The organism is Rubellimicrobium arenae, assembly GCF_017916275.1.
Lineage (GTDB): Bacteria > Pseudomonadota > Alphaproteobacteria > Rhodobacterales > Rhodobacteraceae > Rubellimicrobium > Rubellimicrobium arenae.
The window spans coordinates 379,481-393,154 of record NZ_JAFMST010000003.1 but is presented as its reverse complement, the minus strand read 5'-3'; the positions used below and the strand labels follow the sequence as shown (position 1 = coordinate 393,154).

At 67.6% G+C, this 13,674-nt stretch carries 12 protein-coding genes; 3 read left to right on the top strand and 9 right to left on the bottom strand.

The window, feature by feature from the left end; translation table 11 throughout:
• Window positions 1-6: 6 nt before the first annotated feature.
• The 3 genes from J3P31_RS06630 to J3P31_RS06620 form a co-directional block, all read right to left on the bottom strand.
• Entirely contained in the window at window positions 7-1,065 is a 1,059-nt protein-coding gene (locus J3P31_RS06630; RefSeq protein WP_210527622.1) for an ABC transporter permease, read from the bottom strand.
• 86 nt (window positions 1,066-1,151) lie between these two features.
• Window positions 1,152-2,120 (bottom strand): substrate-binding domain-containing protein, encoded by a 969-nt coding sequence (locus J3P31_RS06625; RefSeq protein WP_210527621.1) that lies wholly within the window; start codon window positions 2,118-2,120, stop codon window positions 1,152-1,154.
• Between the two features lie 207 nt (window positions 2,121-2,327).
• A complete protein-coding gene (locus J3P31_RS06620) occupies window positions 2,328-3,200 on the bottom strand; it encodes a MurR/RpiR family transcriptional regulator (protein WP_210527620.1) in 873 nt (290 codons plus the stop codon).
• Between the two features lie 324 nt (window positions 3,201-3,524).
• Between J3P31_RS06620 and J3P31_RS06615 the strand changes: the two genes are divergently transcribed.
• Complete coding sequence (locus J3P31_RS06615) at window positions 3,525-4,283, top strand: SIR2 family NAD-dependent protein deacylase (protein ID WP_210527619.1); 759 nt, start codon at window positions 3,525-3,527, stop codon at window positions 4,281-4,283.
• A gap of 68 nt (window positions 4,284-4,351) precedes the next feature.
• Here the strand turns inward: J3P31_RS06615 and J3P31_RS06610 are convergent, their stop codons facing one another.
• From J3P31_RS06610 to J3P31_RS06585, 6 genes are all read right to left on the bottom strand, one after another.
• A complete protein-coding gene (locus tag J3P31_RS06610) occupies window positions 4,352-4,891 on the bottom strand; it encodes a GNAT family N-acetyltransferase (protein ID WP_210527618.1) in 540 nt (179 codons plus the stop codon).
• Between the two features lie 161 nt (window positions 4,892-5,052).
• Window positions 5,053-6,129: a Gfo/Idh/MocA family protein gene (locus J3P31_RS06605; RefSeq protein ID WP_210527617.1), complete on the bottom strand. Its 1,077-nt coding sequence runs from the start codon at window positions 6,127-6,129 to the stop codon at window positions 5,053-5,055.
• Between the two features lie 165 nt (window positions 6,130-6,294).
• Window positions 6,295-7,341: a Gfo/Idh/MocA family oxidoreductase gene (locus tag J3P31_RS06600; RefSeq protein ID WP_210527616.1), complete on the bottom strand. Its 1,047-nt coding sequence runs from the start codon at window positions 7,339-7,341 to the stop codon at window positions 6,295-6,297.
• 106 nt (window positions 7,342-7,447) lie between these two features.
• On the bottom strand, window positions 7,448-8,452 hold the full coding sequence (locus tag J3P31_RS06595; RefSeq protein WP_210527615.1) for an ABC transporter permease: 1,005 nt from the start codon (window positions 8,450-8,452) through the stop codon (window positions 7,448-7,450).
• Window positions 8,449-9,258: an ATP-binding cassette domain-containing protein gene (locus J3P31_RS06590; protein WP_210527614.1), complete on the bottom strand. Its 810-nt coding sequence runs from the start codon at window positions 9,256-9,258 to the stop codon at window positions 8,449-8,451. The genes J3P31_RS06595 and J3P31_RS06590 overlap by 4 nt, the downstream gene beginning before the upstream one ends.
• 69 nt (window positions 9,259-9,327) lie before the next feature.
• Window positions 9,328-10,302, bottom strand: a complete 975-nt coding sequence (locus tag J3P31_RS06585; protein WP_210527613.1) for a sugar ABC transporter substrate-binding protein — start codon at window positions 10,300-10,302, stop codon at window positions 9,328-9,330.
• Between the two features lie 261 nt (window positions 10,303-10,563).
• Here J3P31_RS06585 and J3P31_RS06580 point away from each other — a divergent pair, with 261 nt between their 5' ends.
• Both J3P31_RS06580 and malQ read left to right on the top strand, forming a co-directional pair.
• Window positions 10,564-11,544 carry a LacI family DNA-binding transcriptional regulator gene (locus J3P31_RS06580; RefSeq protein ID WP_210527612.1) on the top strand — a complete coding sequence of 327 codons (981 nt, stop codon included), beginning with the start codon at window positions 10,564-10,566 and terminating at the stop codon, window positions 11,542-11,544.
• Between the two features lie 246 nt (window positions 11,545-11,790).
• A complete protein-coding gene (malQ, locus tag J3P31_RS06575; RefSeq protein ID WP_210527611.1) occupies window positions 11,791-13,668 on the top strand; it encodes a 4-alpha-glucanotransferase in 1,878 nt (625 codons plus the stop codon).
• Window positions 13,669-13,674 lie beyond the last annotated feature (6 nt).

Below are 13,674 nucleotides of genomic sequence, written 5' to 3'. Positions count from 1 at the left end.
CTCCCCTCAGCTCTTGCGGCGGATGGCCATGTTCATGATCACGGCGATGACGATCAGGCCGCCCACGAACATCTCGAAGTAGAAGCCCGGCGCGCGGACCAGCAGCAGCACGTCCTGGATGGTGAACATCAGCGCCGTCCCCAGAACGATCCCCAGGATCGAGCCGCGGCCCCCCATCAGGGCATGGCCGCCGATGACGCAGGCCGCGATGGCCACCAGTTCCAGCCCGGCCCCGCCACCCGGCTGGATGGAGGACACGCGCACGCCAGCGACGATCCCCGCAAGCGCGGCCATGCAGCCCGCGATGGCGAAGGCGATGATCTTGGTCCGGGCGGGGTTGATGCCAATGGCCACGGCGGCGTTGCGGTTGCCCCCCACCGCGTAGAAATGGTTCCCGATCTTGTGGTGATGCAGCAGGAAGTAGAACGCCACGGCCAGCAACAGGAACCAGATCATGGACGCATGCACCACGCCGACCGAGCCGCCGAAGACCGTGGCAAACGGCTCGGACGGCTTGTAGCGCAGCGAGTTCGCGCCGTGATAGAGCAGCGTGGCCCCCCGCCACATCAGCATGGCCCCTAGCGTGGTGATGAAGGACGGGATGTTGAAGCGGAGCGTGACGACGGCGTGAAGCGCGCCGGCAGCGGTGCCGATGGCCAATCCGACGATCATCGCCAGGAACGGGGCCACGGCGCTCGCGCCCTCGGCGTTCACGTCGCCACCCCATTGCGCGGTGAGCGTGGCGGTCACGATCGCGCAGAACGAATACAGGGAGCCCACCGACAGGTCGAACTCGCCGGCAATCATCAGGACGCCCACGCCCAGCGCCATGATGCCAAGCGGCGCGATCGCCTTCAGCGTCACCGCGATGTTTGCCTCGCTCAGGAAGCGGAAGCCCGGAAAGGCCAGCGCCGCGGCGATGACGCAGATCAGCACGGTCGCGAACAGGACCGTGATTCCGCCCTCGGGCTTGGTCCGGATCCAGTCGATCGCCTTGCTGCTCCGCGGGCGGCTGTTGCGCAGGTCGATGGCCTGCCGGATGTGGTCGGATTGAGCGGTTGCCATGTCGGAGAACCTCCCTGGTCTCGGGGATGCGGAAGCTCCGGGAGAGGCGTCACGCCACCCCTCCCGGCGAGGTCAGGTCTGGGGGCTCAGCGAACGGCCCCGGCCCACTCCACGGCTTTCTCGTAGTTGGTCGCATCCACGAGGCCGTCGCCGCCGGTGTCCATCTCGGACGGGTAGAGGCCGTACTTCACCGCAAGCGCCGCCTGGGTCACGGCGTAGTAGCCCTGGCTGTAGGGTTGCTGGTCGACGGCCGCGATCAGCTGGTTGTCGGCGATGTTCTGGAGGATGGACTGCGAGATGTCGAAGCCGCCCGCCTTGACCTCGAGCCCGGCGTCCGAGATCGCCTGCACCGCCTGGCTGGTCGGTGTCTGGCCAAGCCCGATCACCGCCTTCACGTCCGGATGGCCCAGGAGCCATTGCGTCATCAGGTTGAGGGCCTGACCGTGGTCGTTGCCGGTGCCCAGGATCTCGGAGGTCGCGCCGACCTCGTCCAGCGCCTTCTGAACACCCTCATGCCGCAGGACGGCGTAGGTGCCCTCGGGTGCCTCGACGGGCGTGAAGACCAGATCGCCCTCGCCGATCCCCGCCTCGTCGATCATCCTCTTGCCAAGGGCATAGCCGGAATCCACAAAGTTCTGGCCCATGAAGGCGAGCCGGCAGATGCCGTTCTTGCCCTGGCTGTCGTCGATGTTGAGCGTGACGATCACGATGCCTTCGTCCTGCGCGCGGCACAGGATCTCGTCGTAGGCATTGTCGTCCGCAATCGCGACGGCGATGGCCTCGACGCCGTTGGCAATGGCGGTTTCGAGGATGTTGGAGGTGGTGACGGGGTCCTCCTCGCCGAACTGGATGTCGATCGTGACGCCCTGATCCTCGGCGGCATCCATCGCGCCGCTGTTCACGGCCTCGAAGAAGGGGTTGGACGACTGGGACCAATGCAGAACCAAGATATCGATGTCGGACCAGTCATGGTCCGAATCCTTCGCGAATGCGCTGCCAGCCGTCACCAGTGCGCTGCACATCGCAAGCGCCGCACCGATCTTCGTCACTTTCATCGAGTTCCTCCTGTTGCAAGCCAAGACCTTCCACGCTCCGGAGAACGGGGGTTCTCCGGCGGATGAGCATGGGGCTGTTTGTTGGCGGTCTCCTCCCCGCACATCCCCAGGTGGCTAGAACGCTGGGGATGCCGAATCAGATTGCACTAAATTGTGCCACCGATCAACATCTAGCAACTGGAGTTGCAGAATCCGGCCTGCGGCAGGTCAGGCCGTTGTCACGATCGGGATCCGTGGATGGTCCGTGCCGTTCTGGAGCCGCGCGGCCAGAGCCACGGCCAGAGCCTGCGCCAGGCACATCGGGGCGGCCAGGGACCGGGAGAAGGTGTACTCGTGCTCGGGCACGGCGAAGAGAACCTGCGCGTTCTTGGCCAGCGGGGACAACGTGCTGTCGCTGATGGCCACGATCGGAACCGCGCGGGCGGCGCTTTCCTCGACGATGTTCACGACCTCGGTCGCATAAAAACGGAACGACACCGCGACCAGAAGGTCGTTGGGCCGCGCAGCGCGTGCCATATGGGTGGCAAGCCCCCCGCCAGGGTCGAGCAGCACCACCCGCTTGCCCAGCATCGTCAGGATGTAGCGCAGAAGCTCCACGACCGGGATCGAGCGCAGCTGGCCGATGAGGTAGATGACGTCGGCGGCTTCCATCAGCTTGGCCGCGGCGGAGATCTGCTCCGTCGTGGTGTCGGAGAGCAGGTCCTGGAGCGAGGCCATGTCGCGGACCACCAGATCGCGCAGGAAGCTCATCTCGCTCCGATCCTCCCGCCCGCCCAGCTCGGCCTCGAGGGCGCGGACACGGGCGTCGAAACCGGGGGCGGCGGTGGTCAGCCGGCGCTGGAAGACGGCCTGAAGATCCTTGAAGCCCCCGTATCCGATCGCCTGTGCGAACCGCACGAGGCTCGATGCGTGCACGCCGCAGGCATCGGCCAGGGCATTGACCGAGAGGACCGCCACGTCGTTGGGGTTCTGCGTCAGGTAGACGGCGATCTTCTGGTAGCTCCGGCTCATGTCTTCGTAGCGGTCGTGGATGACCCGGATCAGGTCCTCGTAGCTTTGGGGGGCCGGGTCGGTGGCCATCGGGGGTCGCTCCGTTCGACAGATCTTGGTTCCTCGATCCAAGCTGTTATCGTCCCCTGCCCTCTTTGTCCTGTGCTAATGCCGACCCGTCGAACGGGGTCGCCTGCCCCATGCCGCAACCAGGCATCCATCCTGCCAAGTTCCGCCAAAGTGGCGCGGGGTCGCAACGGGCGCGCGGACCTGGACAGCCCGCCTCGCCGGGCGGGCAGCACGCGTCCTTCACCTGAGTTCTTCTGCGGCGGCGCGGATCGGGTTATCTCACAAGCCCACGGCAGGAAGGCCGGGCCATGCTATGCCGTGACCCTCGGTCAGGAAGGATACCGAATGACTCACGAACGACATCTGGTCGTCTTTTCCGGGGCCGGGCTCTCGGCCGATAGCGGGATCGCGACGTTCCGGGGTGTCGATGGCCTTTGGGAGAACCACTCCATCGACGAGATCTGCAACTTCGAGACCTGGGAGCGCAACAGGGAGAGCGTGCATCGTTTCTACAACGCACGGCGCGTGGCTCTCGCGACCGTCGAGCCGAATCCGATGCACCGGCTCCTGGCGAATTGGCAGACGCGCTTCCGGACGACGCTGATCACCCAGAACATCGACGACCTGCTGGAGCGCGCGGGGGCGACGGATGTCCTGCATGTCCACGGGTTTCTGACCGAGATGCGTTGCCTAGCCTGCGGGTCGGTCTGGGATATCGGCACTTCCGCCTGGGACCCCTCGCGCGATTCCTGTCCCACCTGCGGATCCAGAAGCAAGGTCAAGCCGAACGTCGTGTTCTTCAACGAGCCTGCGCCAGCCTATCAGCCCATGTCGGAGGCGTTCGCCTCTCTCGGGCGGGATGACGTTCTGGTCGTGATCGGCACCGACGGGGCCGTCGTTCCGATCGGCAGCGTCGCCCAGCAGTTACGTTGCCACAAGGTGCTCAACAATCTCGAACCCGTGCCGCCCGAGGCTTTCGTGCCCGGCATGGTCAGCCCCCGCCAGTTCGACCGGGCTCTTTTCAAGCCCGCGGCAAAGGCCGTCAGCGAATTGGACGAGATCGTGACGGAATGGATGGCGGCATGGTCGGGCTCGGGCCTCTGACCCGGCCTCCGCGATAGATCCCCCTCGGGCAAGCCACGCCAAGGCCGCAACGGGCTCGACTCGCTCCGCTAGGCAGCCGAGGCGGTCGGAGCGGACTCGGGCTTGCGGATCTGGTCCAGCACGCGCCCAAGCTCGATCTCGACATGCACTTCGCCGTCGTCGATGCGCGTCTTGGCGCCCGCCCGGGCGACGAGCCGCAACAGCGCGGCGTTCTCGCGCAGGCAGAAGAGATCCGCCGTCCGGAACCCGCGCGCGGCCAGCACGTCCAGCCCTTCCTCGAAAAGCGCCCGTCCCAGCCCTTTGCCCTGGTACTTGTCCTCGACCGAGATGGCGACCTCCACATGGCCCGGGGAGGTCGCATAGGCCTCGAGCACGGCCCGGATGGAGCCATCCTCGACAAGCTCCAGGACCAGTTCGGGATCCGCCCGATCCGCAAGGCGGTCCAGGGCCTCGGTGGTGGGCTCGCCCATGAAGCGCAGACGGCGCGAGCGTGCGCCGAGGCTGCGGTAGTGCGACTTCAGATGAGCGCGCAGGAGCGACAGGTCCCCTGACTCCTCCAGAAGGAGCAGCGGGAAGGGGAGGCGGGTGTACAGCGAGACGCCAGGCATGGCCTGTTCCGGAACAAGTTGAGAACTCGGTTGTGTCCGGTAGATGTGGCCTGATTGCGGCGACTCCAGCCCTGTTTCTGCAATGCAGCGATGCCTTGCGGTGATGGCTGCGGGGCGGCCGCGATTCGACCGCCCCTGTCGCTCAGGGCGCCCGCTGGTCGCTACAGCACGAGCCTGCGTTCCGTGCGCGGGACCCGTCGCACCGTGTCGGGGCCCGGCCGCTGGACCCGCTCCGCCCCACCGATCTGGACCACCTGGCCTGTCTGCGCGGACTTCTCGATGGCGCGGAGCGCCCGGACATCCGCCAAGCCTTCGGCTCCATCGGGCTCGGGAGGCGTTCGGGACAGGATGCAGTCGGAGAAGTAGGCGGTCTGAGCCCCGAAGTGATCGACCGACTCGGGTTGCCACTCCTCGACCGAGCCTCCCTTGATGATCCGGACCTGTGGCACGGTCTCGAACCGGAAACCCCTCTCGACGTCGATGATCCCCTCGGTGCCCGTCACGCGGTAGCGGTCCTGTTCGGCCGCCCCGAAGCTGCAGGTGAAGCTGGCCAGTGCGCCATCCGGAAACCGCAGGAGGGCGGTCATGGCCTCGTGGACCTCCCGGAAACGGGCATCGCCGGCGCTTGCTCCTTCCATGGCCACGCACTCGATGGGCTCGGCCCCGAACACCTGACGCGCGGCGTTCAGGCAGTAGACCCCGATGTCCTGCAGCGGTCCGCCCCAATGCCTGGCCGACAGCCGGTGATTGTCCGGGCCGCTCTGGAAGCTGAAATCCGCATGGAAGAGCCGCGGGGTGCCGATCTCGCCCCGGCGGATGCGCTCCAGCACCTCGATCGTGCCGGGCTCGCTGTGCAGGCGATAGGCGGTCATGAGGTAAGCGCCTCCCTCCTCCGCCGCCGCGATCATGGCCTCGCATTCCTCGACCGTCAGGGCCAGAGGCTTCTCGACCAGGGCATGGACGCCGCGCCGGAGCGCCCGGATCGCATAATCGGCGTGCATCGAGTTCGGGAGCGCGACATAGACGGCGTCGACGGCCCCCGATCCGATCAGGTCATCGTAGCCGTCATAGCCGCAGATCCGGGGCACGCCGTGGAACTCGGCCAGCTGCTGGGCTGCGTCGCCGTTGCCGGTGACGATGGCCGCGATCTCGGAGTTTCCGGTCTGCCCCACGCCGGGCATGAACGCCTCCTGCGAGATCCAACCGGCGCCGACCACGGCGTATCTGACCTTCTGCATCTGTCCTCCCGTTTGTGTTCGACCCTCGCAGCCGTTGCGGGGCATCGTATCGCCTGTCCGGAACGCCAGGCAGGTCGCCTTATGACATGCAGGCTCTGCTGCCCGAGAAAAGCCCTTCGGTGGGAGATGCCATCGTGGGAGCCCAAGCCGTCCTTGCTCCGGCGGTCACGCCACCTCGCTCCGGCGCTGGCCCGCCTCGTCAGAGCGAGGCACGCCTTGCTCCGCCTGGGCCAGGCGGACCTCAACCCAGTCCTGGCTTTGCAAGGCCTGGACCGCGGCCTCGGCCACCTGAACCGCCACATAGCCGTCCCAGATCGTGGCCCCGGAGCCGGTCCCCTCCCCCCGGCGCAGGGCATCGACCCAGTCCTGCAACTGCAAGCGGTAGGCGTCGGCGAAACGGTGGGTGAAATCGCCATGGTGCGGAAAGGCCTCCCCGCCCGCGAGGCGCCGGACCGTGGTCGCCCGTCCCGCCATCTCGATCGCGCCATCCGGCCCAAGGATCTCGGTCCGAATGTCGTACCCATAGCGGGCATTCATGAACACCTCGATATCGACGAGTTGCCCCCCGTCCGTCTCAAGGGTAGCCAGCAGCGGATCGCCGGGGCCGGATCCATCCTGCACCGGTGGCGCGGACACCCTGACCCGGCGAAGCTCCGCTCCGGTGAGCCAGCGCACGACGTCGAATTCGTGCACCATGGCGTTGCTGATCGCCATGTCCCCCACGAAGAATCCCGGAGCCACGGCATTGCGATGGATGCAGCGGATGAGCCGCGCCGGTCCGACCGCCCCGCTGTCGTACACCGCCTTCAGGTCGACATAGGCCGGGTCGAAGCGTCGCATGAACCCGACCTGCGCCAGGCGTCGTCCGAGTTTCCGCTCCAGCGCCACCAGGTCCAGGCAGGCGGCGGCGGTCTCGGCCAGAGGCTTCTCGCAGAGGACCGGCTTTCCCATCCGCAGGCAGGCCGCCACATAGGCGGCGTGCGTGTGATCGGGCGAGGCGACCAGCACCGCATCGACCTCGTCGGAGGCGATCAGCCGCGCGGGGTCCAGGGCCACGACAGCGCCGTCAGCCCCGCGCGCGGCGTCCCGGGCGCGCGCTTCGTCCGGATCGCTGATCATCGCGACCCGCGCGCCCGTCACCCCCTGCTCGATGATCCTGGTATGGGCCCGGCCCATGACGCCGGCTCCGATGACCCCGATGGCAAGGCTCATGCACGGCTCCCCCAGGATGGTCGCGGAACCACGCGTCGTGACGGCGGGCCGCCCGCAGGCCGGTCGGGCGTGGTCAACGGGTCTTCGGTCGATCCATGCGCCATGGTCAGCTCCGCCGCCCGACCACGCGGCGCGACCTGATGGTGTCGAGCCACACGGCTGCGATCAGGATGACGCCCACGACGATCTGCTGGATGAACGGGGAGAGCCCCAGGACGTTGAGGGCGAAGCGGATCTCGGACATGATCAGGGCGCCGATGATTGCGCCGCCGACGGACCCCCGCCCGCCCATCAGGCTTCCCCCTCCGATCACGACCGCAGCGATGGCATCGAGTTCGTAGCCGAAGCCGATGCCCGGGTGCGCGGAATTGATCCGGGCGGCCAGGATGATCGCCGCCAGTCCCGCCGTCGCGCCGGACACCATGTAGATCGCCAGCTTGTAGCGGCGCACGTCCACGCCGGCGCGCCGCGTCGCCTCCTCGTTGCCGCCGATGGTGAAGGCGTAGCGACCAAGCTTGGTCTGGTGAAAGACGAACAGCATCAGCAGGGCGAAGCCGATCATGATCAGCACGGGCACCGGGACGCCCAGCAGCGTTCCGCCCCCGTAGACTTCGAAGCTTTCGGGAAAGCCGTAGAGAGAGCTGCCGTTGCTGACCGTCAGCGCCACCCCTTGGGCGATGCCCAGCATCCCGAGCGTCACGATGAAGGCCGGTAGGCCCGCATAGGCGATGAGCAGGCCGTTCAGCATCCCCACCAGCAGCCCCGTCGCGACCGACAGCGCAAAGCCCAGCCCCAGCGGCAGGCCGAGATCGATCACGCCCACGCCCATGACCACCATGGACAGCGACATCACCGTCCCAATGGAGATGTCGATGCCCCCGCTGATGATCACCAGCATCGCGCCCACGGCCAGGATGGCCCGGACGGCGGCTTGGAGAAAGATCAGGCTGATGTTGTCGAGCGTGAGGAACCCGCTCTGGAGGACCTCCATGCCCAGGAGAAGGGCGATGAAGACGAAGACCATCGACAGCTTCTCGATGTTCTTGCGCAGCGAGATCCTGGGGGCGGCTCCGGGCGCCCGGGCCGTCAGGTTCACCGACTTTTCCATCATTGCAGGACCTCGCGGCGCAGGGGGGGCTCCTCGACCCCGGAGACGATCATGCGGACGAGCTGCTGGCGGTCGACGTCGGAGACGGGGCGGTCCGTGACCAGCCGACCGGTCTTCAGGATCACGACCCGGTCGGCGACCCGCATCACGTCGTCCATGTTGTGGCTGATCAGCACGATGGCCTCGCCACGCGCGCGCAGGTTCTCGATGAGCGACAGCACCTGCTCCTGCTGGGCGACGCCCAGCGCGGCGGTGGGCTCGTCCATGATGATGAGGTTCGCGTCCGAATAGACGGCCTTCGCGATGGCGATGGTCTGGCGCTGCCCGCCCGAGAAGTCGCGCACCGGCGCATGGATGTCGGCGATGTTGATGCGAAGGTCGCCCAGCAGGCGCCGCGTTTCCTGGGCCATGCGGCGGCGGTCGAAGAGCCTCAGCACTCCGCCGAGCAAGGGCCGGCGCAGCTCGCGCCCGAGGAAGATGTTGGTCGGCACGTCCACGTTGTCGCAAAGGGCGAGGTCCTGGTAGACGGTCTCGATGCCCAGCGCCTTGGACTGCGCGGGCGACCCGATCTCGACCTCGCGGCCGTCGATGGCCACCGTGCCCTGGTCGGCGCGCACGGCTCCCGCCAGGATCTTGATCAGCGTGGACTTGCCGGCGCCATTGTCGCCCAGGAGCGCCACGACCTCGCCGCGGCCGACATGGAAGTCGACCTTGTCCAGCGCGGCGACGCCGCCGTAATGCTTGGAGATGCCGCGCATGGCGACGATGGGCGGGGCCGACCGAGCGCCGCCAGGGGTATGCAGGGCCATGAGCGCCTCATGGAAAAGGGACAGGAAGGGGGGCGGGCGGACCTGCCCCCCGACGGCGGGAGGGGGCCGTCAGTTGCCGTCCAGGCCGAGGATGTCGCGGCGGTAGGCGTCAACGTTCCAGGAGTGGAGGAGCTGCATCCCGCTATCCACGCTCTTGGGGAAGTCCGCGGCGGCCTTCTCGCCCCGGGCGACCTGCACGAGCGTCTCGACCGAGATCTCGGCCATGCCGCGCGCGCTCTGCGCCACGTCCCCGGCGGCGCGGAGCTCCTTGATGAGGTCGGTGCCCTCGGGGATGCCGTCGAAGCCGATCACGATCACATGGTTCATGTCGCGCCGGCGCAGCACCTCGGCCGCGCCGACCGCCATCAGGTCTGAGGATGCGAAGATCAGGTTGATGTCGGGATTGGCCGTGACGATGGCCTCGGTGGCCTCCACGGCGCCGGGCGTGGTCCAGTGCCCGGTGATCGACGAGACCAGCTCCAGCTCGGGGTACTTGGCGATGCCTTCGTGGAACCCCTGCTTGCGATGCGCGGCGGCTTCCGAGCCTGGCTCCCCCTCGAGCTGGGCGACCTTGCCCTTGTAGCTCAGCAGCGAGGCGGCATAGTCCGCCGCCAGCCCCGCCGCGCGGACGTTGTCCGTGCCCACATAGGACACGTAGTTGGCCGGGTCCGTCTCGACGCCGCTGTCGATCAGCATCACCGGAATGCCTGCCTCGGCGGCGCGCTTGACCACGGGCGCGAGGCCCTTGCTGTCGAGGGCCGCCAGCGCGATGCCGTTCACCTTGCGGGAGATCAGCGCCTCCATCGCCGAGACCTGCTCCTCGATCGCGCCGTGCCCGGACACGGAATGGATCTCGATGTCGACATCGAGCTCTGCGCCCTTGGCCTTCGCGAACTCGGCGATGTTGTTCATGAAGATGTCATTGATCACGGTCTTGGGCAGCACCCCGATCACCAGCCTGTCCTGGGCCAGAGCCGGCCGAGCTGCCACCGTCATGGCCATCGCCGCGACTCCGGTCAGGAGCGTTCGTCTGTCGACTTCCATCTCGTCCTCCCTGTGCGGCCCGTCTTGGGACGGCAGGGGCCTGACCGCACGGGGCCCTGCCGCGTGGATGGCTTCGGGGCCTCCTCCCCGCCGGATTGTTCTTGCTACCGGTAGCATCCTTGTGCAACCGGTAGCATAGGCTGTTTCGGCGCGTCAATCTGTGGTTTGCGGTCATGAGCCGCCAAGAAGCGCAAGGGCCGGAGATCGGCGCCATTGGTCGGGTCACGGACGGGGCGGCAGGGTTGGAGCGGGATGGCAGGCTTGACGAAAAAGGTGACCTCGGCGGACGTCGCCCGTGCGGCGGGCGTCTCGAAATGGACCGTGATCCGGGCCTTCGATCCTGCCGCACCCATCGCCGAGATGACGCGGACCAAGGTTCTCGCTGCAGCGGCGCAGCTCGACTACAGGCCCAACCTCCTGGCGCGCAGCCTCGCGACCCAGAGAACCCATCTGGTGGCCATCCTGGTCGACGACTTCGAGAACCCCTACAAGCTGCCCACCCTCGCCCACCTGACCGCCGCCCTGCAGCGCGAGGGGATGCTGGGCATCCTGATCAACATCAACGACAGCTTCGACCATTTCGCGGCGATCACCGATGCGCGGAGCCGTCAGGTCGATGCCATCGTCCTGTTCGGGACGGTATTCCGCCCCGAGATCGTGGCGCGCGCGGGATCGACGCCCTGTTTCGTCCTGGCCCGCGAGAGCACCATTCCGGGGGTGACCTCCGTCTACACGGACCCGGTTCCGGCCATGCGGGCGCTCGGGGAACATCTCCATGGGCGCGGCGTCCGCAGGCCGGCCTTCCTGCGCGGCCCGCGCACGCAGTCCACGGCCCTGGGCCGCTGCCGCGAGTTCGTGTCCTTCTGGGCCGAGCAAGGAGTTCAGGTTCCGGTGATCAACGCCGGAGTCTACGATCGGGAAAGCGCAGCCGAGGCCGTGCACCGGTGGCTCCCGACCGTCCCCGGGGTCCCCGGATGCGATGCGCTGGCCTGCGAAAATGACATCCTCGCCCTCGGGGCCCTGGACGCGCTGCGCTACCGGCTTGGGCTCCGGGTTCCGCAGGACATCGCCGTGGTGGGCTTCGACGACATCGATCTCGCTGCCGCGCCTTCGTTCGACCTCACGACATACCGACAGCCATTTCGGGACATGGTGGAGGCCTTGGTCCAGATGCTGACCGGCAAGCGCCCCGCCGAAACGCTGCGGCTGACCGGCGACCTCGTCCTGCGAGGATCGTCCTAGATCGGCATCCGGCCGTCTGGGCCGCCCCCACGGCCGGCGGCACCAAGTCCTGCGGCGCGAGCCTGGCCCCTCGTGCCGGGCGACGTAACGGCAATCCGAAACAATTCGCCCTCCGCGCGGTTCGGGGACCGTTCCGCGAGCCCCGCCGCTGGATCCGCGACCAACCGGCGGGATCAGGTCACGGGCAGGTCGAAGAAGAACAGGGTGACGATGTCCGATTCCCAGCTACATGGACCGCAATCCTCGATGCCGTCCGCTCCAAGCACGCTGCCTCATCTTTGCAGGCAGAACGGGATCACCACGGAGTACGAGGAGAGCGGGGCCGTCCGGCCCGTGCCGGAGGAGAGCCTGCGGACCCTTCTGCAAAGCCTCGGAGGGACTTCGGCCGCCCCTGTCGCGGCAACGGCACCCCAACCTGAAATGCCGCAGGTGCCGGCTGGCCTGTCCTGCTTCCAGCCCGCCTGGCTAGAGCGTAGCCCGGCCTGGGGGCTGACCTGCCAACTCTACGAACTGCGTTCGGCCCGCAACTGGGGCATCGGAGATTTCAGGGACCTGCGCGACCTTGCGGCTCTGGCCGGCGAGGTGGGTGCGGACTTTCTCGGCGTCAATCCTCTTCATGCCCTCTTTCTCGCAGATCCCCTGAGATGCAGTCCGTTCTCGCCCTCGAACCGGCGTTTCCTGAACCCCCTCTACATCGCCGTCGACGAGGTTCCGGGGGCTGACACACCATCGGAGACCATGCTGGCCGAACTTCGGGCCGGCGAGATGGTGGACTACCCGGCCGTGGCGGACCTGAAGCTCGGGGCCTTGCGATCCGCCTTCGACAGATGTCCCTTCGGGTCGGATCCCCAGGCAGAAGCGGCCCTTGGGGCGTTCCGCGAAGCCGGAGGCTCTTCGCTCTGGCGTCATGCGCTCTTCGAGGTCCTGTCGCGGGAGATGGTCGCGCGCGGCCATGGCGCCGGATGGACGGACTGGCCCGAGGCGATGCAGGACTGGCAGGGCGAGGCGGTCGCCCGCTTTGCCGCCGATCATGAGAGCGATGTCGCCTTCCAGATCTGGTTGCAGTGGATCGCCAGCCTGCAACTTTCGGCCGCGAAGGAGGCTACCCACGCCGCCGGGATGAGGATTGGCCTCTATCTCGACCTCGCAGTGGGCGAAGCCCCGGACGGCTCCGCCGCGTGGAGCCATCCCGAGCTTCTGCTGCCCGGCGTGGGACTGGGCGCCCCGCCCGACGTCTTCGCCACCGAGGGGCAGAGCTGGGGGCTTGCCGCCCCATCGCCGCGCGCCCTGATCGAGCGGGATTTCGCGCCCTACCGGAACATGATCGCCGCTCAGATGGGATACGCCGGGGCCTTGCGCATCGACCATGCCATGGCCCTCTGGCAGCTGTTCCTTGTCCCGGAGGGCCAGTCGGCCAGGGCGGGCGCCCATCTCCGCTATCCATTCGCCGAGATGCTCCGGGTTCTGGCAGAGCAGTCGGAAGAACACGGGACGACCGTGATCGGCGAGGATCTGGGATTCGTCCCCGCAGGTTTTCGCGAAGCGATGGCCGAAGCCGGCGTGCTGTCCTACCGTATCCTTTACTTCGAGAAGATGGACGGTGCCTTCCTGCCGCCCGAACGGTACCCCGCCCTGGCCCTGGCCTGCCTGTCCACGCACGACCTGCCAACCCTGGCCGCCTGGTGGAGAGCGGACGATGTCGTGCTTCGCCGCACGCATGGGCTGGTCGACGAGGCGTCTTCGGTCGAGCAGCTGGCGTTGCGGGCCCGCGAACGGACAGCCCTGACGCAGTCGCTCGTGGCCGCCGGGCTGCTCCGCTCGCCCCCGGCCGAAACCACTGAGCTGGCCGACGAGCTCCTTGAGGCCGCCCATCGGTTCATCGCCCGGACGCCCTGCCGCCTGACCGCCGTCAGGCTGGCCGACCTGATCGGCCCCATCGCCCCGACCAACCTGCCTGGCACGGTGAACGCCTATCCGAACTGGAGGCTGCGTTGCCCGGTGCCGCTGGAGCGACTTCCCGACGACGCCCGCTTCCTCCGCGTCACCGCGGCCATGTCAGCCGAGCGGCCACGTGGGACGCATGACGCGAGGCTGAGGCGCAGCACCCCTGTGGCCAGAGGATAACGGTTG

What these genes read in the sequence shown, in the direction of transcription:
- J3P31_RS06610 (WP_210527618.1), bottom strand. Translation starts at nt 4,891, where the DNA reads ATGCCTGGCGTCTCGCTGTACACCCGCCTCCCCTTCCCGCTGCTCCTT.
- J3P31_RS06630 (WP_210527622.1), bottom strand. Translation starts at nt 1,065, where the DNA reads ATGGCAACCGCTCAATCCGACCACATCCGGCAGGCCATCGACCTGCGC.
- J3P31_RS06605 (WP_210527617.1), bottom strand. Translation starts at nt 6,129, where the DNA reads ATGCAGAAGGTCAGATACGCCGTGGTCGGCGCCGGTTGGATCTCGCAG.
- J3P31_RS06590 (WP_210527614.1), bottom strand. Translation starts at nt 9,258, where the DNA reads ATGGCCCTGCATACCCCTGGCGGCGCTCGGTCGGCCCCGCCCATCGTC.
- malQ (WP_210527611.1), top strand. Translation starts at nt 11,791, where the DNA reads ATGCCGTCCGCTCCAAGCACGCTGCCTCATCTTTGCAGGCAGAACGGG.
- J3P31_RS06600 (WP_210527616.1), bottom strand. Translation starts at nt 7,341, where the DNA reads ATGAGCCTTGCCATCGGGGTCATCGGAGCCGGCGTCATGGGCCGGGCC.
- J3P31_RS06595 (WP_210527615.1), bottom strand. Translation starts at nt 8,452, where the DNA reads ATGATGGAAAAGTCGGTGAACCTGACGGCCCGGGCGCCCGGAGCCGCC.
- J3P31_RS06615 (WP_210527619.1), top strand. Translation starts at nt 3,525, where the DNA reads ATGACTCACGAACGACATCTGGTCGTCTTTTCCGGGGCCGGGCTCTCG.
- J3P31_RS06620 (WP_210527620.1), bottom strand. Translation starts at nt 3,200, where the DNA reads ATGGCCACCGACCCGGCCCCCCAAAGCTACGAGGACCTGATCCGGGTC.
- J3P31_RS06585 (WP_210527613.1), bottom strand. Translation starts at nt 10,302, where the DNA reads ATGGAAGTCGACAGACGAACGCTCCTGACCGGAGTCGCGGCGATGGCC.
- J3P31_RS06625 (WP_210527621.1), bottom strand. Translation starts at nt 2,120, where the DNA reads ATGAAAGTGACGAAGATCGGTGCGGCGCTTGCGATGTGCAGCGCACTG.